The 17,685-nt window shown below is 72.5% G+C and carries 20 protein-coding genes and 1 riboswitch; of the genes, 11 read left to right on the top strand and 9 right to left on the bottom strand.

Features of this window, described 5'->3' with window-relative positions; translation table 11 throughout:
• Window position 1: 1 nt before the first annotated feature.
• Both KUM03_RS19230 and bioB read right to left on the bottom strand, forming a co-directional pair.
• On the bottom strand, window positions 2-1,288 hold the full coding sequence (locus KUM03_RS19230; protein ID WP_217250466.1) for an adenosylmethionine--8-amino-7-oxononanoate transaminase: 1,287 nt from the start codon (window positions 1,286-1,288) through the stop codon (window positions 2-4).
• Window positions 1,281-2,525 carry a biotin synthase BioB gene (gene bioB / locus KUM03_RS19225; protein WP_217250464.1) on the bottom strand — a complete coding sequence of 415 codons (1,245 nt, stop codon included), beginning with the start codon at window positions 2,523-2,525 and terminating at the stop codon, window positions 1,281-1,283. The genes KUM03_RS19230 and bioB overlap by 8 nt, the downstream gene beginning before the upstream one ends.
• Window positions 2,526-2,675: 150 nt before the next feature.
• Here bioB and KUM03_RS19220 point away from each other — a divergent pair, with 150 nt between their 5' ends.
• Window positions 2,676-3,803 carry an 8-amino-7-oxononanoate synthase gene (locus tag KUM03_RS19220; protein ID WP_217250462.1) on the top strand — a complete coding sequence of 376 codons (1,128 nt, stop codon included), beginning with the start codon at window positions 2,676-2,678 and terminating at the stop codon, window positions 3,801-3,803.
• A 42-nt stretch (window positions 3,804-3,845) separates the two neighbouring features.
• Here KUM03_RS19220 and KUM03_RS19215 read toward each other — a convergent pair whose 3' ends face one another.
• Window positions 3,846-4,100: a DUF397 domain-containing protein gene (locus KUM03_RS19215; RefSeq protein ID WP_217250459.1), complete on the bottom strand. Its 255-nt coding sequence runs from the start codon at window positions 4,098-4,100 to the stop codon at window positions 3,846-3,848.
• A 9-nt stretch (window positions 4,101-4,109) separates the two neighbouring features.
• Window positions 4,110-4,973 (bottom strand): helix-turn-helix transcriptional regulator, encoded by an 864-nt coding sequence (locus tag KUM03_RS19210; protein ID WP_217250457.1) that lies wholly within the window; start codon window positions 4,971-4,973, stop codon window positions 4,110-4,112.
• Window positions 4,974-5,187: 214 nt separating this feature from the next.
• Here KUM03_RS19210 and KUM03_RS19205 point away from each other — a divergent pair, with 214 nt between their 5' ends.
• On the top strand, window positions 5,188-5,682 hold the full coding sequence (locus KUM03_RS19205) for an ATP-binding protein (RefSeq protein ID WP_217250455.1): 495 nt from the start codon (window positions 5,188-5,190) through the stop codon (window positions 5,680-5,682).
• Between the two features lie 80 nt (window positions 5,683-5,762).
• Here the strand turns inward: KUM03_RS19205 and KUM03_RS19200 are convergent, their stop codons facing one another.
• Together KUM03_RS19200 and KUM03_RS39260 are read right to left on the bottom strand one after the other, a co-directional pair.
• Window positions 5,763-6,236: a C40 family peptidase gene (locus KUM03_RS19200; protein ID WP_217250453.1), complete on the bottom strand. Its 474-nt coding sequence runs from the start codon at window positions 6,234-6,236 to the stop codon at window positions 5,763-5,765.
• A gap of 3 nt (window positions 6,237-6,239) precedes the next feature.
• Window positions 6,240-6,384: riboswitch (cyclic di-AMP (ydaO/yuaA leader) on the bottom strand.
• Between the two features lie 369 nt (window positions 6,385-6,753).
• A complete protein-coding gene (locus tag KUM03_RS39260; protein ID WP_374225347.1) occupies window positions 6,754-7,041 on the bottom strand; it encodes a hypothetical protein in 288 nt (95 codons plus the stop codon).
• Here KUM03_RS39260 and KUM03_RS39255 point away from each other — a divergent pair.
• Window positions 6,952-7,377 (top strand): hypothetical protein, encoded by a 426-nt coding sequence (locus tag KUM03_RS39255; protein WP_374225346.1) that lies wholly within the window; start codon window positions 6,952-6,954, stop codon window positions 7,375-7,377. The genes KUM03_RS39260 and KUM03_RS39255 overlap by 90 nt on opposite strands.
• Here the strand turns inward: KUM03_RS39255 and KUM03_RS19185 are convergent.
• Window positions 7,339-8,328, bottom strand: coding sequence for an ABC transporter permease (locus tag KUM03_RS19185; RefSeq protein ID WP_217250451.1), 990 nt, complete (start codon window positions 8,326-8,328; stop codon window positions 7,339-7,341). The genes KUM03_RS39255 and KUM03_RS19185 overlap by 39 nt on opposite strands.
• A gap of 103 nt (window positions 8,329-8,431) precedes the next feature.
• Here KUM03_RS19185 and KUM03_RS19180 point away from each other — a divergent pair, with 103 nt between their 5' ends.
• The 8 genes from KUM03_RS19180 to KUM03_RS19145 all read left to right on the top strand — a co-directional run bounded on the left by KUM03_RS19180 (window position 8,432) and on the right by KUM03_RS19145 (window position 15,637).
• Window positions 8,432-9,085 carry a TetR/AcrR family transcriptional regulator gene (locus KUM03_RS19180; protein ID WP_217250448.1) on the top strand — a complete coding sequence of 218 codons (654 nt, stop codon included), beginning with the start codon at window positions 8,432-8,434 and terminating at the stop codon, window positions 9,083-9,085.
• Between the two features lie 165 nt (window positions 9,086-9,250).
• Window positions 9,251-9,553: an urease subunit gamma gene (locus tag KUM03_RS19175; RefSeq protein WP_100048517.1), complete on the top strand. Its 303-nt coding sequence runs from the start codon at window positions 9,251-9,253 to the stop codon at window positions 9,551-9,553.
• Between the two features lie 14 nt (window positions 9,554-9,567).
• Complete coding sequence (locus KUM03_RS19170) at window positions 9,568-9,879, top strand: urease subunit beta (protein WP_217250446.1); 312 nt, start codon at window positions 9,568-9,570, stop codon at window positions 9,877-9,879.
• On the top strand, window positions 9,872-11,593 hold the full coding sequence (locus tag KUM03_RS19165) for an urease subunit alpha (protein ID WP_217250443.1): 1,722 nt from the start codon (window positions 9,872-9,874) through the stop codon (window positions 11,591-11,593). The genes KUM03_RS19170 and KUM03_RS19165 overlap by 8 nt, the downstream gene beginning before the upstream one ends.
• Before the next feature lie 8 nt (window positions 11,594-11,601).
• Entirely contained in the window at window positions 11,602-12,276 is a 675-nt protein-coding gene (locus KUM03_RS19160; protein WP_217250440.1) for an urease accessory protein UreF, read from the top strand.
• Between the two features lie 172 nt (window positions 12,277-12,448).
• Window positions 12,449-13,123 carry an urease accessory protein UreG gene (gene ureG / locus KUM03_RS19155; protein ID WP_217250438.1) on the top strand — a complete coding sequence of 225 codons (675 nt, stop codon included), beginning with the start codon at window positions 12,449-12,451 and terminating at the stop codon, window positions 13,121-13,123.
• Window positions 13,111-13,881 (top strand): urease accessory protein UreD, encoded by a 771-nt coding sequence (locus KUM03_RS19150; RefSeq protein ID WP_217250435.1) that lies wholly within the window; start codon window positions 13,111-13,113, stop codon window positions 13,879-13,881. The genes ureG and KUM03_RS19150 overlap by 13 nt, the downstream gene beginning before the upstream one ends.
• A gap of 127 nt (window positions 13,882-14,008) precedes the next feature.
• A complete protein-coding gene (locus KUM03_RS19145; RefSeq protein WP_217250433.1) occupies window positions 14,009-15,637 on the top strand; it encodes an alpha/beta hydrolase in 1,629 nt (542 codons plus the stop codon).
• 62 nt (window positions 15,638-15,699) lie between these two features.
• Here KUM03_RS19145 and KUM03_RS19140 read toward each other — a convergent pair whose 3' ends face one another.
• Window positions 15,700-16,734: an NAD(P)-dependent oxidoreductase gene (locus KUM03_RS19140; protein WP_217250431.1), complete on the bottom strand. Its 1,035-nt coding sequence runs from the start codon at window positions 16,732-16,734 to the stop codon at window positions 15,700-15,702.
• Window positions 16,735-16,811: 77 nt separating this feature from the next.
• Window positions 16,812-17,534 (bottom strand): 1-acyl-sn-glycerol-3-phosphate acyltransferase, encoded by a 723-nt coding sequence (locus KUM03_RS19135; protein ID WP_217250429.1) that lies wholly within the window; start codon window positions 17,532-17,534, stop codon window positions 16,812-16,814.
• Window positions 17,535-17,685: the final 151 nt, after the last annotated feature.

The following is a 17,685-nucleotide window of genomic DNA, read 5'->3' as shown; positions in this document are numbered from 1 at the left end:
GTCATCCCTCCCGTGCCGCCGCGCACACCGCGCGGGCGATCCGTGCCACGTCCGCGTCGCCCGTGACGTACGGCGGCATGGTGTAGATCAGGTCGCGGAACGGCCGCAGCCACACGCCCTCGCGCACCGCCGCCGCCGTCGCCGCCCGCATGTCGACGGCGTGGTCGAGCTGGACGACTCCGATCGCCCCGAGGACGCGTACGTCCGTCACACCGGGCAGCCCGGCGGCCGGCGCCAGACCGTCGCGCAGTCCCGCCTCGATCCGCTTGACCTCCGCGAGCCAGTCCTGGCCGAGCAGCAGCCCGATCGACGCGCACGCCACGGCCGCCGCCAGCGGATTGCCCATGAACGTCGGCCCGTGGGCCAGCACCGGCACCTCGCCCCGCGAGATCCCGTCGGCCACCCGCGACGTGCACAGCGTGGCCGCCATCGTCAGGTAGCCGCCGGTCAGCGCCTTGCCCACGCACATCACGTCCGGCGTCACCGCCGCGTGCTCCGCCGCGAACAACGCGCCCGTACGCCCGAACCCGGTCGCGATCTCGTCGAAGACCAGCAGCACACCGTGCGCGTCGCACGCCTCGCGCAGCACCCGCAGGTACGCGGGGGAGTGGAAGCGCATCCCGCCCGCGCCCTGCACCACCGGCTCCACGATCACCGCGGCCAGCTCGTCGGCGTGCCGCTCGATCAACGCGCGCAGGTGATCCGCGTACGTCTCCTCGTACTCCGCCGGCGGCGCGTCCGCGAAGACCTGGCGCGGCAGGACGCCCTGCCACAGCTCGTGCATGCCCCCTTCGGGGTCGCACACCGACATGGGCTGCCAGGTGTCGCCGTGATAGCCGCCGCGCCAGGTCAGCAGGCGGCGCTTGGCCGGGCGGCCCAGCGAGCGCCAGTACTGCAGGCACATCTTGACGGCCACCTCGACCGACACCGATCCGGAGTCGGCGAGGAAGACGTGCTCCAGACCTTCGGGCGACATGTCGACAAGGAGTTTCGCCAGCCGCACGGCGGGCTCGTGGGTGAGCCCGCCGAACATCACGTGGCTCATCCGCTCCAGCTGCTCGCGCGCGGCCTCGTTCAGGACCGGGTGGTTGTAGCCGTGGATCGCCGACCACCAGGACGACATCCCGTCGACCAGCTCGCCCGAGCCGTCGGCCGGCCGCAGCCGCACCCCGCTCGCCGACTCCACGACGAGCGGGTCCTGCCGGCCGGGCATGGGGCCGTACGGATGCCAGACGTGCCGCCGGTCGAGCGCCAGCAGCTCGTCCACGGTCAGTGCGGGCTCAGGCATTGGGCGCGAGGTCCGTTCCGGCACCACGACGGCGTACGGCGACCAGGTCCGTACGGGGTTCGCCGGCGACGGCCGGTTCGGCGGGCACGGCGGAGTCGCACCCGCCTGCTCCCTCGGCCGGGACGGACCCGCAGACACCGTCGCCCTCGTGCGAGGGCCCGCAGCCCCCGCCTTCCCCGTGCGACCCGCAGCCCCCGCCCTCCCCGTGCGACCCGCACCCGCCCCGGTCCGCGACCCGGTGTCCCGGCAGCGTCACCTCGCCGGCGCCCTCCACCTCGAACCCGGCGTCCGCGATCATCTCCAGGTCGGCGTGGCCGGCCTGCCCCTCGCTGGTGAGGTAGTCGCCGAGGAAGATGGAGTTGGCCAGGTTCAGGGCCAGCGGCTGCATCGTGCGCAGGTGGACCTCGCGCCCGCCCGCGATGCGCACCTCGACGTCCGGGCAGACGAACCGCGTCATCGCCAGGATGCGCAGGCACCGCTGCGGGGTGAGGTGCCACTCCTTGGCGAGCGGCGTGCCCTCCATCGGGATCAGGAAGTTGACCGGCACCGAGTCGGGGTCGAGTTCGCGCAGCGAGAAGACCACGTCGACCAGGTCCTCGTCGCTCTCGCCCATGCCCGCGATGAGACCCGAGCAGGCGGACAGCCCGGCCGCGTGCGCCTTGTTGACCGTGTCCACCCGGTCGGCGTACGTGTGCGTGGTCGTGATGTCCCCGTACGTCGCCTCGGACGTGTTGAGGTTGTGGTTGTAGGCGTCGGCGCCGGCCTCGCGCAGCCGCTCCGCCTGGCCGTCCGAGAGCAGGCCGAGGCAGGCGCACACCTCGACGGCCTCGTTCTGCTCCTTGATGGCCTTGATGGTGTCCGAGACCCGGTCCACGTCCCGGTCGGTCGGCCCGCGTCCGCTGGCCACCAGGCACACCCGCTTGGCGCCCCCGGCCACGCCCGCCGCGGCGGCCTGCGAGGCCTGGTCGGGCTTGAGCCAGGTGTACTTGAGGATCTCGGCCTTGGAGCCGAGCCGCTGCGAGCAGTAGGAGCAGTCCTCGGGGCACAGGCCCGACTTGAGGTTGACGAGGTAGTTGAGTTTCACCCGCCGCCCGAACCAGTGCCGGCGCACCTTGCCGGCCGCGGCCACCACATCGAGCAGGTCGTCGTCGGAAGTGGCGAGGACGGCAAGGGCCTCCTCGCGGGTCGGCGTCTCGCGCCGAAGCCCCTTGTCCACCAGCGTGTTCAGCAGGTCCATGAGAGCCGATCCTGTCCTAAGGGGCCGTCCGGGGCCAAGGAGAGTTTGCACAACACTGACAGATCACCGTGTGGGTATTGCCACACCTCGCGGGGGTGGCGGTACCGCTATCGTCTGTCCATTGCCTACAAAACCCCGGAGGACTCACCCATGGCGTTCGGCTGGATCGACGAGCAGGCCCGGGCGCGCCGCCGGGCGGGCCTCGTCCGGATTCTGCGCCCCCGTCCGGCCGACTCGCCGCTGCTGGACCTGGCGAGCAACGACTACCTCGGACTGGCCCGGCACCCGGAGGTCACCGAGGGGGCGGCGCGGGCCGCGCGGAGCTGGGGCGCCGGCGCGACCGGCTCCCGGCTGGTGACCGGCACGACCGAGCTGCACGCCGAACTCGAACACGAACTGGCAGACTTCTGCGGCTTCGAGGCCGCCCTCGTCTTCTCCTCCGGCTACGCGGCCAACCTCGCCGCGGTCACCGCGCTGGCCCCGCACGGCTCCCTCGTCGTCTCCGACGCGGGCAACCACGCCTCGCTCATCGACGGCTGCCGGCTGGCGCGCGGCACGACCCAGGTCGTGGGGCATGCCGACCCGGACGCCGTGCGCAAGGCGCTGGCGACGCACGACGGGCCCGCCGTCACCGTCTCCGACACGGTCTTCTCGGTCGACGGCGACGCGGCGCCGCTGGCCGCGCTCGCCGGGGTGTGCCGGGAGCACGGGGCGGGGCTGGTCGTCGACGACGCGCACGGTCTGGGTGTCCTCGGCGAGGGCGGTCGGGGCGCCGCGCAGGCGGCGGGCCTCGCGGGCGCCGACGACGTCGTCGTGACGGTGACGCTGTCCAAGTCGCTCGGCAGTCAGGGCGGTGCCGTGCTCGGGCCCGCCCGGGTGATCGAGCATCTGGTCAACGCGGCCAGGACGTTCATCTTCGACACCGGTCTCGCCCCCGCGGCGGCGGGCGGGGCGCTGGCGGCGCTGACGCTGCTGCGCCGCGAGCCCGAACGGGCGGCGCGGGCACGGGCGGTGGCGGCCGAACTGCACGCACGCCTGACCGCCGCGGGCCTTTCCGCGGTACGTCCGGACGCCGCGGTCGTCTCGGTGCGCGCCCCCTCCCCGGAGGGGGCCGTACGGTGGGCGGCCGACTGCCGTGCGGCCGGCCTGGCCGTGGGCTGCTTCCGACCTCCTTCCGTGCCCGACGGCGTCTCACGGCTCAGGCTGACCGCTCGTGCGGACCTCTCCGGGGAACAGATCGAACGCGCTGTAGGGGTCATCGGCGAAACGCGACCATGAGTCGGCGTGACACGGCCGTGCGCCGCCCGATGACCGACCGGATCAGTGGCGGTGGACCGAGGCGGTGAACGACGCCCAGCTCCCGGGGGAGAAGAGCAGCGCGGGTCCGGCCGGGTCCTTGGAGTCGCGCACGGCGAGCAGTCCGGCCCAGGGGCCGGCCGACGGCCGGGCCGTCTCCACACAGTTGTTCGCTCCGGTGCTGTAGCTGCTGCGCAGCCAGCGCACGCCGGGCAGCTCGGTACTGACGGGGATGTTCCGCACACGTGCCGTCGCGGTTCCTGACGTGGTGCCTGACATGGTGCCTCCTTACGCGCCCGCCGCGGTCGCGGCGATGAAGTCCAACGAGTCCTCGGGCGAAAGGGCATGAACCAGAAGGGCGTTGAAGGCCTCGGTGTAGGCCTCTAGGTCTTCTTTCCGTTCGAGATGCAGGCTACTCGTCAAGTGGTCGAGAACAACCACGTCGAGATCAGAAGTGCTCGAAAAAGAGAAGATTACGAAAGGGCCGGTGACGCCGATGTGCGCCCCGGCGGCGAACGGCAGGACCCGGAGCGCGACATGGGGCAGGCGTGCGGCCTCGACCAGCCGCTCCAGCTGACGGGCCATGACACCGGGCCCGCCGACCTCACGGCGCAGCACCGCCTCGTCCAGGACCGCGCTCAGCCGGAGCGGCGGCTCGGCCCGCAGCACGTCCTGCCGGGCCAGCCGGACCTCCACCAACGTGTCCAGCCGTTCCTCCGGCAGCCCGTCCGCCGCGGCGCGCGTCACCGCGCGGGCGTACTCCGGTGTCTGCAGGAGGCCGGGGACCACCGTGGTCTCCAGGGTGCGCATCGCGCTCGCCTGGGACTCCAGGCTGATGAAGTCCCGGTAGGTCGGCGGGAGCACCCCGCGATAGGCGTGCCACCAGTCGCTCCGGCCGCCGCCCGGCCCGTCGGTGCCGGCCAGCACCACCAGCAGTTCCCGCAACTGGGCGTCGTCCACGCCGTAGGCGTCCAGCAGTAACCGCACGTCGGCCGGTTTCGCCCCGCTCGTGCCGGTCTCGATCCGGCTGACCTTCGACTGGTGCCAGCCCACCAGGCGGGCCGCCTCACCGCTGGTGATCCCCGCCGACGTGCGCAGGGCGCGCAGTTCGGCGCCCAGCTTCCGACGGCGCACCACGGGACCGTGCTGCATGGGCCACTCCTCTACTCCTTATGAGCCGCCCGAATACGCTCTGCCGTCGCAGAGTTCACCGCATCGAGCGACAGATATATGCATATCTTGGTGGATCGCCGCCCATCACCGCCCCGGTGATGGCAGTCTGACGGCGAAGCACCAGTCCGGGACCGTACTCGAACCATCCGCTCCGTGTCGGGCTGCGGTCCCGTGGGAAAGGGACGACGTCGCCATGGCAGACCATCTGGAAGCATCCGTCACTCTGCCGAGCGATCCGGCCTCGGTGGCCGCCGCGCGGACCTACGTGGTCGGCACACTGGCGGAGTGGGGTCTGCCGGCGGAGGCGGAGGTGTCAGAGACCGTCCGGCTCATCGTCTCGGAGCTGGCGACCAACGCGGTCCAGCACACCTTCGGCCAGTCGCCCACCTTCACGGTGGACCTGGCGCTCGACCGTGACGAGCGGCTGCGCATCGGCGTCACCGACAGCCATCCGCGCTTCCCCAAACGCCTGCCGGCCGCCGTCCAGCAGGACAACGGCCGGGGCATGGTGATCATTCGCTGGCTGACGGCGGAGTGCGGCGGCAAGCTGAGAGTGCGCCCCACGCGGGAGGGGGGCAAGACCGTCTCCATCGAACTTCCCTGGACGCCGCCGGACCGCGCGGTCCCGCCCGAACCGGCCGCGGTCGCGGGACAGGCCGCGGGTACCCAGGAGCAGCCCCGGCGGTGACGCGGACGCGCGGCACGCGCGCGTCCGGCACCCGGGAAGGGTGACGGCGGATCAGGACACCGTCACCCGTCCCGGGCGGGCTACTTGACCCGGCCGTACCAGACGCTTCCGGTCCAGATCTTCTGCAGGCGCACCACGTCCCCGGTCTTCGGCGCGTGCCAGATCTTGCCCTTCCCGGCGTAGATGCCGACGTGGTAGACACTGCGGCCCGAGTGGAAGAAGACCAGGTCACCGGCCTTGCGGTTCTTGGCCGAGACGTGCCGGGTCTTGTTGTACTGCTGGGCCGCGGTGCGCGGCAGCTTCTTGCCGGCCTTCTTGAACGAGTACAGCGTCAGCCCGGAGCAGTCGAACCTGCTCGGGCCGACGGCACCCCATTTGTACGGTGAACCCTTCTTGGAAGCCGCGATCTTGAGCGCCTTGGTGGCGTGGCTCGCCGCGGCCGCCTCGGAGGCGACACCGGGAACCACGACGGAGCCGCCCACGGCGGCGAGGGTGAGAGCGGAGGCCGTACCGGCACGGGCCATCAGCGACGGGACTCGATTGAGCGCAGACATGCGCAACCCTTCGTCAGCCGCCTGTGAAGGATGACCTGTCGGATTCGGGCTGGCGAAGTTGCCCGGCCGCACGGGTGCGGCTTCACCCCAAGGGCTGCTCGGCGCGGCGTCCTCCTCCCGGAGACGGCCGTACCGGCGACCCGTCGTGCTCGGGTCCTCCACTCCTGCCGATCCACTCCTGTCGACCGGTCGTCCGGACGGCGGCAGGACTCGGCGTCCGCCCGGACCGCCCCGCCGCTGCGGCGGGGGCTTGTCGTCAGTCACGGATCTTGTCCCGCCCGGTGGGAAAATCCCAACGGAACGTGCCCTTTGTGTTGTTACTCACCACTCATCCGTTCGGGTGGGCGGCTCTCCGTTCGGTCCCCGTCCAGCGTGGTGACGAAGCCGGGACCAGCGGCGGAGTGAGTCGTCCCGGCGTCGGGACGGGCGGCCCGCGCAACCCCGGACGCCCGGAAATCCGAGGTGTTCCTACGCCGAAAGGGGGTACGCCGTTTGGTCCGTTTCGAGGCCGCGTTCCTCAACTGCCGGGAGCCGGCGGAAGGCTGGCCCGGGCCGTACGCCGTTCACCGTCCAGCACGCGCAGCGCCCGGGCGAGCGTGGTGGCGTGCCGCTCCGTCTCGCCCCGCCGGTGCATGACCGCGAGGGCGCTCGCCTGGCCCACCAGCGCCTGGGCGGCGCGCAGTCCGCGGTAGGTGTCGGCGGCGAGCGGGTCGTCGTGACCCGCCACGGCAAGCCTCTCGTCGCCCTGGTCTCCGCCGCCGACCTCGAGCGCCTCGAGGCTCTTCAGGAGCCGACCGGGGAGCAGGCGGCCAGCTCGGTCTCCCGCGTCCGCGACACGACCGCCGCGCCCGCGGAGCCCCGCCGCTTCGGCATCGCGGCGGAACACCGGGGGGGGGCCGAACTCGTCCTAGGCGAAGCTCAGGGCATCGCCCGGTACGGGGTACCGCGGTCCGCGGCGGTCTTCCGCGAGGCGGGACTGCGGTGTCCCGGCCGGGGGGGGCGGTCTGGACGTCGGGGTGGTGGTCGGCGGGGCAGGGTGTGGCGCTCGTGGTCCCGGGGCACTGTCGGCCGGGACGTGCGCGCTCGCGGGTGCCCCGACGCCTCAGGCGGCCGTGGCCGGCTCCGGTGCCCGGTCCGGTGACGGGGTCGTACCGCGCGTGCGCCGTCGCAGGGTACCGCCCACCAGGACCGCCCCCAGGCCCAGCAGCGCCCACCAGGCGAGGGTCAGCGCGGGGCCGGTGGCCGCCGCACCGTCGAAGAACGACACCGAGCGCAGCAGCGAGGCGCCCGCACCCGGCGGCAGCCACTGCCCGATCGCCCCGGCCGGCTCCGGCAGCATCTCCGGCGCCGAGGAAGCCGCCGAGAAGGGGTTGCCCAGCAGCATCATCACCGCTCCGCCCAGCGCGAGTCCCGCGCGGCCGAGCAGTGCCGCCAGCCCGGCGACGCCCGCGCCCACGGCCAGGGTCGACAGCGCGAACACCCCGGCCACGGTCCACCAGTCGCCGGTGAGCGCCCCGAGCCAGCTGTGCGCGATCCCCGCCGCGACCAGTCCGGTCAGCGCCGCGGCGCCGACCAGTGCGAGGGCCGCGCGCAGGCCCCGCAGCCCCAGCAGGGTCGCCACCGCGCCCGTCGCGATCCCGGCCAGCGCCAGCGGCAGCACACTCGCGCTCAGCGCCGCGCCGCGCGGATCCGCACCGGGTGCGGGCACTACGTCGACGACCTGGACGGCGGTCCCCGTGGCGGACGCCTGCTCGGTCACCGCCTGCCGCAGCGACTGCGCGACGGCCGGGCTCGCGGCGGACGCCGTGAGCAGCTTCATGCCGTCGCCACCGGCCACCACGGCGCCGTACACGGTCCGGTCCTCGACGGCGTCGCGGGCCGCGGCCTCGTCGGCGTAGCGGTGGAGTTCGAAGGCGCCCTCGCGCTGGGAGAGTCGCTGCTCGACCTGCGTGACCGCGGTGGGCGGCCCCGCCACGCCGAGCGGCAGATCGCGGGGCGCCGTACGGGAGGCCGGCCACGCGAAGGCCCACAGGGCCAGGGAGACCAGCACGGGGACCAGGACGATCACGGCGATCACGCGACGCGTGTCCATGAGAACTCCTCAAAAAGAAGGATCGTTCGTTTTAGCTGTGTCTCCACCGTGCGACCGTCGGGCCTCCTTGTCAAGAAGGAACGTTCGTTTTAAGTTGGGTGTCATGGCCCGCGTATCCCAGGAACACCTCGACGCCCGCCGCCGGCAGATCCTCGACGGCGCCGCGCTCTGCTTCGCCCGCAACGGCTTCCACGCCACGTCGATGCAGGACGTGCTGAAGGAGGTCGACCTCTCGGCGGGGGCCGTCTACCGCTACTTCAGCGGCAAGGAGGAGTTGATCGAGGCCATCGTCGCCGAGGTGCTGGGCGCCATCCGGGACGTGTACGAGCGGGCGGCGCAGGAGGACCCGCCGGCCATGCCCGACGAGCTCATCGCCCGCACCCTGGCGCACATGGCGCGGGAGCGGCCGGCGCTGACGGAGGACGGCCGGTGGCTGTTCCCGCGGCTCATGATCCAGGCCTGGACCGAGACGCTGCGCAACGAGACGCTGTCCGCCCTCCTCGACGAGGGCTTCGCCAAGGTCCTCGCGTCCTGGGCGAAGGTCGTCGTCCGTTACCAGGAAGCGGGCATGATGCGCGACGACGTCGACCCGGACGCCGTGGCCCGGACGCTGATGGCGACGGTACAGGGCTTCGGGGCCCAGTACGCGCTCTTCGGCAGCTTCTCCCCGGAGGCTCTCCAGGCGGGCGTGCGCGGGCTCTTGAGCATGCGAGAGGCCACCGACGGCACCGGTAATCAGTCGGTCAAGAAAGCGTGACGCGGCGGAAACACTCTAGCCCTACTCTCCACCCCGATCCACCTGCGGTTTTCGAACACCGGCGCGTGCATTTCCGGCGCATTCATGTGTGTTACATCTAGAGCCGTCGCGGTGGACGCGGCAGCCGGACGTCCGGTCCTGGCGTCATGCCCTGTGAGGTGGTAAATGCAACTGACCCCGCACGAGCAGGAGAGACTGCTCATCCATGTGGCCGCGGACGTGGCCGAGAAGCGCCGCGCACGAGGCGTGAAGCTCAACCATCCCGAGGTGGTCGCCCTGATCACCTCGCACATCCTCGAAGGTGCCCGGGACGGCCGTACGGTCGGTGAACTCATGGCCTCCGGACGCAAACTGATCCAGCGCGACGAGGTCATGGAGGGCATCCCCGAGATGATCCACGACGTGCAGGTCGAGGCCACCTTCCCCGACGGCACCAAGCTGGTCACCGTCCACGATCCGATCATCTGACGGGGACGGCAGCCATGATTCCCGGAGAGATCCTCTTCGCCGACGAGCCGGTCGCCTTCAACGAGGGACGCCCGAGCGTCCGCCTGACCGTGCTCAACACCGCCGACCGGCCCGTCCAGGTCGGCTCCCACTACCACTTCGCCGAGGCCAACCCCGGTCTCGACTTCGACCGCGCCGCGGCCCGCGGCAAGCGGCTGAACATCGCCGCCGGCACCGCCGTCCGCTTCGAGCCCGGCATCCCGGTCGACGTGGAGCTCGTGCCGCTCGCCGGCGCCCGCGTCGTCCTGGGGCTGCGCGGCGAGACCGGAGGTGCCCTCGATGCCTGAGCTTTCCCGTACCGCCTACGCCGACCTGTTCGGCCCGACCACCGGCGACCGCGTCCGCCTCGCCGACACCGACCTCCTCGTCGAGATCGAGGAGGACCGCTCCGGTGGGCCCGGCCACTCCGGCGACGAGGCCGTCTTCGGCGGCGGCAAGGTGCTGCGCGAGTCCATGGGCCAGTCCCGTGCCACCCGCGCCGACGGCGCCCCCGACACCGTTGTCACCGGCGCCGTGATCATCGACCACTGGGGCGTCGTCAAGGCCGACATCGGCATCCGCGACGGCCGGATCACCGGCATCGGCAAGGCCGGCAACCCCGAGACCATGGACGGCGTCCACCCCGACCTCGTCATCGGCCCCGAGACGGAGGTCATTGCGGGCAACGGCAAGATCGTCACCGCGGGAGGCATCGACACGCACGTCCACTTCATCTCGCCGGTCGCCGTCGACGAGGCGCTCGCGTCCGGCATCACCACCCTCATCGGCGGCGGCACCGGCCCCGCCGAGGGCAGCAAGGCGACGACCGTCACCCCCGGTTCCTGGCACCTGGCGCGGATGTTCGCCGCCCTGGAGTCCAGCCCCGTCAACATCGGCTTCCTGGGCAAGGGCAGCACCATGTCCAAGGAGTCCATGCGCGACCAACTGCGCGCCGGCATCCTCGGCTTCAAGATCCACGAGGACTGGGGTGCGACACCGGCGGTGATCTCCGCTTGCCTGGACGTGTGCGAGGAGTCCGGCGTCCAGCTCGCCGTCCACACCGACACCCTGAACGAGGCGGGCTTCGTCGGCGACACCTTCGACGCGGTCGCGGGCCGCACCCTGCACGCCTTCCACGTCGAGGGGGCGGGCGGCGGCCACGCACCCGACATGATCACGGCGGTGTCGCTGCCCAACATGCTGCCGGCGTCCACCAATCCGACCCGGCCGCACACCGTCAACACCGTCGAGGAACACCTCGACATGCTGATGGTCTGCCACCACCTGAACCCGGCGGTCCCCGAGGACCTGGCCTTCGCCGAGTCCCGCATCCGGCCCACCACCATCGCGGCCGAGGACGTCCTGCACGACATGGGGGCGATCTCCATCATGTCGTCGGACGCCCAGGCCATGGGCCGCATCGGCGAGGTGATCCTGCGCACCTGGCAGACGGCGCACGTGATGAAGCGGCGGCGAGGCTTCCTGCCAGGTGACAGCCGCGCCGACAACCTGCGCGCGCGTCGATATGTGGCCAAGTACACCATCAACCCCGCCGTGGCCCAGGGCATCGAGCACGAGGTCGGCTCCGTGGAGACCGGCAAGCTGGCCGACCTGGTGCTGTGGGAGCCCAGGTTCTTCGGTGCGAAGCCGCAACTGGTGCTCAAGGGCGGACAGATCGCGTACGCGCAGATGGGAGACGCCAACGCCTCCATCCCGACCCCGCAGCCGGTCCTGCCGCGCCCCATGTTCGGGGCGCAGGGCACGGCGCCGGCCGCCAACTCGGTGGCCTTCGTGGCCGAGGCGGCCATCGAGGACGGACTGCCGGAGCGCCTGGGCACCGGACGGGAGCTGGTGCCCATCCGGTCGACCCGGGGCCGTACCAAGGCGGACATGCGGCAGAACGACGCCCTGCCGCGTGTCGAGGTCGCCGCGGACTCCTTCGCGGTGACCATCGACGGCGAGCTCGTCGAACCCGCGCCCGTCGCTGAACTGCCGCTCGCGCAGCGGTACTTCCTCTTCTGAGCGGCGACATGAGCCGCGCAGCACTGCTCGTCCTCGCGGACGGCCGCTTCCCCGCCGGAGGGCACGCCCACTCCGGCGGGGCGGAGGCCGCCGTCCGGGCGGGACACATCACCGACGCCGCGAGCCTGGAGGAGTTCTGCCGGGGGCGGCTGCACACGAGCGGGGCCGTCGCGGCATCGCTCGCGGCGGCCGCGTCCCTCGGTGTCGACCCCGGCGAACTCGACCTCGCCGCGGACGCCCGCACACCGTCGCCCGCCCTGCGGGTGGCGGCGCGCAGACTCGGGCGGCAGCTGATGCGGGCCGCTCGCACCACCTGGCCGCATCCGGAACTCGACGCGCTGGCGCGAGGGTTCCCCAAGGGCGCCCACCAGCCCGTCGTCCTCGGGCTGACCGCCCGCGCGGCCGGGCTCGGGCCGCTGGACGCGGCGTACTGCTCCGCCTACGAGGGGGTGAGCGGGCCGGCGACGGCCGTCGTGCGGCTGCTCTCGCTCGACCCGTTCGACGCGACCGGCGTACTCGCGCGGCTCGCGCCCGACCTCGACCGGGTGGCGCGGGACGCGGTGGAGGCGGGGCGGGCGGCCGTGACCGAGGGGGTCGACGTGCTGCCCGCGCGGTCGGCGCCGTTGCTGGAGATCGGGGCGGAGGCGCATGCCGCTTGGGCTGTGCGGTTGTTCGCCTCGTAGAGGCGTTGTTTTCGCCCCCGCCGCCCCTTCCCTTCCCGACCCCCAGGGGCGCTGCCCCTTCGACCCCGCCAGGGGGCTCTGCCCCCTGGACCCCCGTCGGCCTGAACGGCCTCGTCCTCAAACGCCGGACGGGCTGGGAGGGCCGGCCCCCTACTTTGACAGGAGTCGTATCGTGCATCTTGGTGATCATCACGCCACCCCCGCCGTCTCCGCCGACGCCCACCGGCCCGACGGCACCCGCCGTGCCCTGCGGATCGGGCTCGGTGGGCCCGTCGGGTCGGGTAAGACCGCGACCGTCGCCGCGCTCTGCCGGGCGCTGCGCGAGGAGTTGTCCCTCGCCGTCGTCACCAACGACATCTACACCCGCGAGGACGCCGAGTTCCTGCTCCGCGAGGCGGTGCTGCCGCCGGAGCGGATCAGCGCCGTGGAGACCGGCGCCTGCCCGCACACCGCGATCCGGGACGACATCTCCGCCAACCTCGAAGCGGTGGAGGACCTGGAGGAGGAGGTCGGCCCGCTGGACCTCGTCCTGGTCGAGTCCGGGGGCGACAATCTCACGGCCACCTTCTCCAAGGGCCTGGTCGACGCCCAGATCTTCGTGATCGACGTGGCCGGGGGCGACGACATCCCGCGCAAGGGCGGGCCCGGCGTCAGCACCGCCGACCTGCTGATCGTCAACAAGACCGACCTCGCGCCGTACGTCGGCTCCGACCTCGCGCGGATGGCGGCCGACGCCAAGGCGCAGCGCGGTGAACTGCCGGTGGTGCTGCAGTCGCTGCGGAGCGAGGGCGGGGTGCGCGACGTCGCCGACTGGGTGCGGGGGCGGATCGCCGCGTGGACCGCGTGACCACCCCGGGCGGCGTCCGGGCGCGGGCACGCGTCCTCGCCCGGGGCGACGGGCGGGGCGGCACCGTCCTGCCCGTCCTGGAGGGCGAGGGGCCGCTCGCGGTGCGGCGGACCCGGGGGAGCGGTGCCGAGGCCCACGTCATGCTGGTCGGCGCGATGAGCGGGCCGCTCGGCGGCGACCACTTCACGGTGACCGCCGAGGCCGTCCAGGGCGCCAGGCTGCGGGTGGGCTCGGCCGCCGCCACCCTCGCGCTTCCGGGCCAGGACAAGGCCGGGGCCCGCTACGACGTCCGGCTCACCGTCGACGACGACGCCGAACTGCGCTGGCTGCCGGAGCAGTTGATCTCCGCGTGCGGCAGTGAGCTGGCCGTCGTCACCAGGGCGGACCTCGCCGCCGGCGGACGGCTGCTGCTGCGTGAGGAACAGGTGCTCGGGCGGTCCGGCGAGGAACCCGGAAGGCTCAGCAGCCGTCTCACCGTACGGGTCGCCGGCCGGTGCGTCCTCGACCAGGAGCTGGCCTGCGGGCCCGGTGCCCCGGGCGGCTGGGACGGTCCGGCCGGGCTGGCGGGACGCCGTGCCGTCGGTCAGCTGGTCGTCGTACGGCCGGAGTTCGCCGCCGCGCCGGCGCGGGCGCGCGCCTTCGCGGAGGGCGCGGCGGTGATGCCGCTCGCCGGGCCCGCGGCGCTGGTGACGGCCGTGGCGCCGGACGGGCTGCGGCTCAGGCGGCTGCTGGAGGAAGGGCTGGCCTCGCTGGGCTGAGGCCCGGCGACCGAACATTCATATCCGTTTATCGGATTGGCAAAGAAGTAGTACTGCCCCTGTTCTCAGGGAACGCACAGCCGCGAAGATCCCCGTACTTGTCGCGAACACGTACGGGGAGGCCCACTTGAGGAAGAGCAGACTGGGGCGGAGGACGGCGGCGCTCGGCTCGGCCGGAGCGCTCGTCACCGCCACGCTGATAGCCGGCGCCCTCGCGGCGCCCGCCGCGAGCGCCGCCCCGTCCACCGGCCAGGGACACGGGAAGGGCCGGCACGCGAAGGGCTGGGACCGCGAGGCCTGGGGCACCGCCGTCGCCGCGGCCCGCGCCGCGCGGGCAGGTGTCGACTGGCAGGACTGCCCGGCCGACTGGAACCTGCCGAAGCCGATCCAGTGCGGGTACGTCACGGTGCCGCTCGACTACGCCAAGCCGTTCGGCAGGCAGATCGAGATCGCCGTCGACCGCATCGGCAACACCGGCACGAAGGCCGAGCGGCAGGGCGCGCTCATTTACAACCCCGGCGGCCCCGGCGGCTCCGGGTTGCGCTTCCCGGCCCGCGTGACCGGCAAGAGCAAGGTGTGGGCGAAGACGGCCGAGGCATACGACTTCGTCGGCTTCGACCCGCGCGGCGTCGGCAAGTCCACGCCCATCTCCTGCGTCGACCCGCAGGAGTTCGTCAAGGCGCCCAAGATGGACCCGGTGCCCGACTCCGAGGCCGACAAGCGTGCCCAACGCAAGCTGGCCCGCGAGTACGCCGAGGGCTGCTACGAGCGCAGCGGCTGGATGCTGCCGCACATGACCACCCCGAACACCGCGCGCGACCTCGACGTCGTCCGCGCCGCGCTCGGCGAGAAGAAGCTCAACTACCTCGGTGTCTCCTACGGCACCTACCTCGGCGCGGTCTACGGCACGCTCTTCCCGGACCACGTGCGCCGCATGGTCGTCGACAGCGTCGTCAACCCGTCCCGCGACAAGATCTGGTACCAGGCCAACCTCGACCAGGACGTCGCCTTCGAGAAGCGCTGGAAGGACTGGCAGGACTGGGTCGCCGAGCACGACGCGGCCTTCCACCTCGGCGACACCCGCGCCGAGGTCCAGGAGCAGTGGCTGAAGCTGCGCGCCACCGCCGAGAAGGAGCCCCTCGGCGGGGTCGTCGGCCCGGCCGAGCTGATCTCCTTCTTCCAGAGCGCCCCGTACTACGACTCGGCGTGGGTGCCGGTCGCGACGATCTTCAGCAAGTACGTCGCGGGTGACACCCAGGCCCTCGTCGACGCCGCCGCCCCCGACCCGTCCGACACCGCGGGCAACGCCTCCGCGGAGAACGGCAACGCCGTCTACACCGCCGTCGAGTGCGCCGACGCCAAGTGGCCCACCAACTGGCGCAAGTGGGACCGGGACAACACCCGGCTGCACCGCGACCACCCGTTCATGACCTGGGCCAACGCCTGGATGAACCTGCCGTGCGCCACCTGGCCGGTCAAGCAGCACACCCCGGTGAACGTCAAGACCGGCAAGGGACTCCCGCCGGTGCTGATCGTCCAGTCCGAGCGGGACGCGGCCACCCCGTACGCGGGCGCCGTCGAACTGCACAAGCGGTTCGAGGGTTCGCGCCTGATCACCGAGCGGGACGCCGGTTCGCACGGCGTCACCGGCATCGTCAACCCGTGTATCAACGACCGGGTGGACACCTACCTGCTCACCGGGAAGGTGGACGCCAAAGACGTGACCTGCGCCCCGCACGCCACGCCCAAGCCGTAACGACCGCGAGGCGGGACGGGGGAGGGGCGGCCGGTCCGATCCGGCCGCCCCTCCCCTTCTCGTCAGCCCTGCCGCGCCGCCAGCCAGGTGTCCTCCGCCGCGTAGTCGAAGATGTCGCCGTAGTTCCCGAACATCTTCGGGAACGCCTTGCGCCAGTCCCGCCCGGCCAGTTGCTCCTCGATGAAGGCGACCGTCTCCGGCAGGGTCTCGGCGTACCGGACCACCGGGCGGTAGCCCAGCTGCCGCCGCGCCTCGGTCATGTCGCACACGACCGGCGCGGGCACCGACCACGGCGTGTCGCCCACACCGTCCGCCGCTGGCGGGCCGTCCAGCAGGATGTCCTCGGTCTCCACGCCCATCACCGCGTCGATCGCCGCCGCGATCCCGGTCACCGACGGCGCCTCGGGGTCCACCGCGTTCAGGACGCGGGTGCCGGGTCGCGGTGCGGCCAGCCGGATCAGCTCGGCGATGTTGTGCACGCTCGCCGGGTGGAAGCGGCTCGCACCGCCGTGGGAGATGACGCGCTGCCGCCGTCCGTCGAGGTTGCGCTTCACGAAGTACAGCTCGCGCGGGGTGCGGCAGTACGGCCCGTGGATCGCGCCCGCGCGCAGCAGCGTGACCGGCAGCCGGTCGCCCGCCGCGAGGAGCTCCCGCTCCAGCGCCGCCTTGCGGGTGCTGTACGAGGTGTCGCCCGGACGGACCGTGCGCTGCTCCTCGGTCACCGGCACCGGGTACTCCGGGAAGCCGTCCGGTTCGGCCTGCGTGTCGAAGTTCCGGCCCTTGTCGTCCTCGTAGACCGACACGCTGGAGATCACCACCGCCGAACCGACCCGTCCCGCGAGCGACACCAGCTGCCGCGCGTGGCCCTCCCCGAAGGCCACCATGTCCACCAGTACGTCACAGCCGTCGCCGACCGCCGCCGACAGGGCCGCGTCGTCCTCCCGGTCGGCCCGCGCCACGCGCACGTCCTCGGGCCAGCCCGCGTCCCGTCCGCCGCCCCGCGAGACGGCCGTCACTTCCCAGCCGTCCCGGGCCAGCGCCCCCACGGCCACCCGTCCGATCTGTCCCGTCGCTCCGAGCACCACAGCACGTGTCATACGGCGACCGTAGGCGCATACCCGGCCGCTCGGCCACGCGCTTCTGCCGACGGCAGACAGCGGGTTCCCGCGAGGTCCTAACGGAGCGGCCGCCGCGGGAACCTGGGTCCTTTCGCCGCCCTCTCGGCTTCCTCGGCCTTGACGTCGGCCGCGTACCGGTCGACGTACTCCTGGCCGGACAGCGACATGATCGCGTACAGGATCTCGTCGGTGACGGCGCGCAGCACGGCCTTCTCGCCCTCCATGCCGGCGTAGCGGGAGAAGTCCAGCGGCTCGCCGAACCGGATCACCACGGGGTGCAGCCTGGGGATCCTGCGGCCCGGGGGCTGCGCCTCGAACGTGCCGATCATCGCGCAGGGCACGACCGGCACCCCGGCCCTGAGCGCCATCACCGCCACCCCGACCTTGCCCTTGTAGAGCCGGCCGTCGTGCGAGCGGGTGCCCTCCGGATAGATCCCGAGCAGTTCGTCCCTGCCCAGGACGCCGAGGCCCTCGCGGATCGCGGCCTGTCCCGCCTCCTTGCCGGAGCGGTCGACGGGGATCTGCCCGGCGCTGCGGAAGAAGAACGCGGTCAGCCGGCCCTTGAGGCCCGGACCGGTGAAGTACTCGGCCTTGGCGAGGAAGGTGATGCGGCGCCTGAGTACCGCGGGCATCAGGAAGTGGTCCGAGAAGGAGAGGTGGTTTCCCGCGACGATCGCCGCCCCCGACGCGGGGACGTGGTCCAGGCCCTCGATCCGGGGGCGGAAGACGACTTTCAGCAGCGGGCCCAGCAGCACGTACTTGAGCACGTAGTAGAACACGGTGTGTCTCCCACTCTCCCGGTAGGCACGGCCACTGACGGCAGCCACGGCACGGCCCCGCGCCGGACGTCCGCGTCCGGTGATCGATCGTAGCCCGGACCGCGCCGGCCGGACCGGGAACGTACGGCCGGGAACGGTCCGGCCGCGCTTC

It is taken from the genome of Streptomyces sp. AC602_WCS936, from assembly GCF_019049125.1.
Classification (GTDB): domain Bacteria; phylum Actinomycetota; class Actinomycetes; order Streptomycetales; family Streptomycetaceae; genus Streptomyces.
The sequence above is the reverse complement of the archived record's forward strand: the minus strand, read 5'-3'. Positions and strand labels throughout refer to the sequence as shown.

What these genes read in the sequence shown, in the direction of transcription:
- KUM03_RS19230 (WP_217250466.1), bottom strand. Translation starts at nt 1,288, where the DNA reads ATGCCTGAGCCCGCACTGACCGTGGACGAGCTGCTGGCGCTCGACCGG.
- bioB (WP_217250464.1), bottom strand. Translation starts at nt 2,525, where the DNA reads ATGGACCTGCTGAACACGCTGGTGGACAAGGGGCTTCGGCGCGAGACG.
- KUM03_RS19220 (WP_217250462.1), top strand. Translation starts at nt 2,676, where the DNA reads ATGGCGTTCGGCTGGATCGACGAGCAGGCCCGGGCGCGCCGCCGGGCG.
- KUM03_RS19215 (WP_217250459.1), bottom strand. Translation starts at nt 4,100, where the DNA reads ATGTCAGGCACCACGTCAGGAACCGCGACGGCACGTGTGCGGAACATC.
- KUM03_RS19210 (WP_217250457.1), bottom strand. Translation starts at nt 4,973, where the DNA reads ATGCAGCACGGTCCCGTGGTGCGCCGTCGGAAGCTGGGCGCCGAACTG.
- KUM03_RS19205 (WP_217250455.1), top strand. Translation starts at nt 5,188, where the DNA reads ATGGCAGACCATCTGGAAGCATCCGTCACTCTGCCGAGCGATCCGGCC.
- KUM03_RS19200 (WP_217250453.1), bottom strand. Translation starts at nt 6,236, where the DNA reads ATGTCTGCGCTCAATCGAGTCCCGTCGCTGATGGCCCGTGCCGGTACG.
- KUM03_RS19185 (WP_217250451.1), bottom strand. Translation starts at nt 8,328, where the DNA reads ATGGACACGCGTCGCGTGATCGCCGTGATCGTCCTGGTCCCCGTGCTG.
- KUM03_RS19180 (WP_217250448.1), top strand. Translation starts at nt 8,432, where the DNA reads ATGGCCCGCGTATCCCAGGAACACCTCGACGCCCGCCGCCGGCAGATC.
- KUM03_RS19175 (WP_100048517.1), top strand. Translation starts at nt 9,251, where the DNA reads ATGCAACTGACCCCGCACGAGCAGGAGAGACTGCTCATCCATGTGGCC.
- KUM03_RS19170 (WP_217250446.1), top strand. Translation starts at nt 9,568, where the DNA reads ATGATTCCCGGAGAGATCCTCTTCGCCGACGAGCCGGTCGCCTTCAAC.
- KUM03_RS19165 (WP_217250443.1), top strand. Translation starts at nt 9,872, where the DNA reads ATGCCTGAGCTTTCCCGTACCGCCTACGCCGACCTGTTCGGCCCGACC.
- KUM03_RS19160 (WP_217250440.1), top strand. Translation starts at nt 11,602, where the DNA reads ATGAGCCGCGCAGCACTGCTCGTCCTCGCGGACGGCCGCTTCCCCGCC.
- KUM03_RS19140 (WP_217250431.1), bottom strand. Translation starts at nt 16,734, where the DNA reads ATGACACGTGCTGTGGTGCTCGGAGCGACGGGACAGATCGGACGGGTG.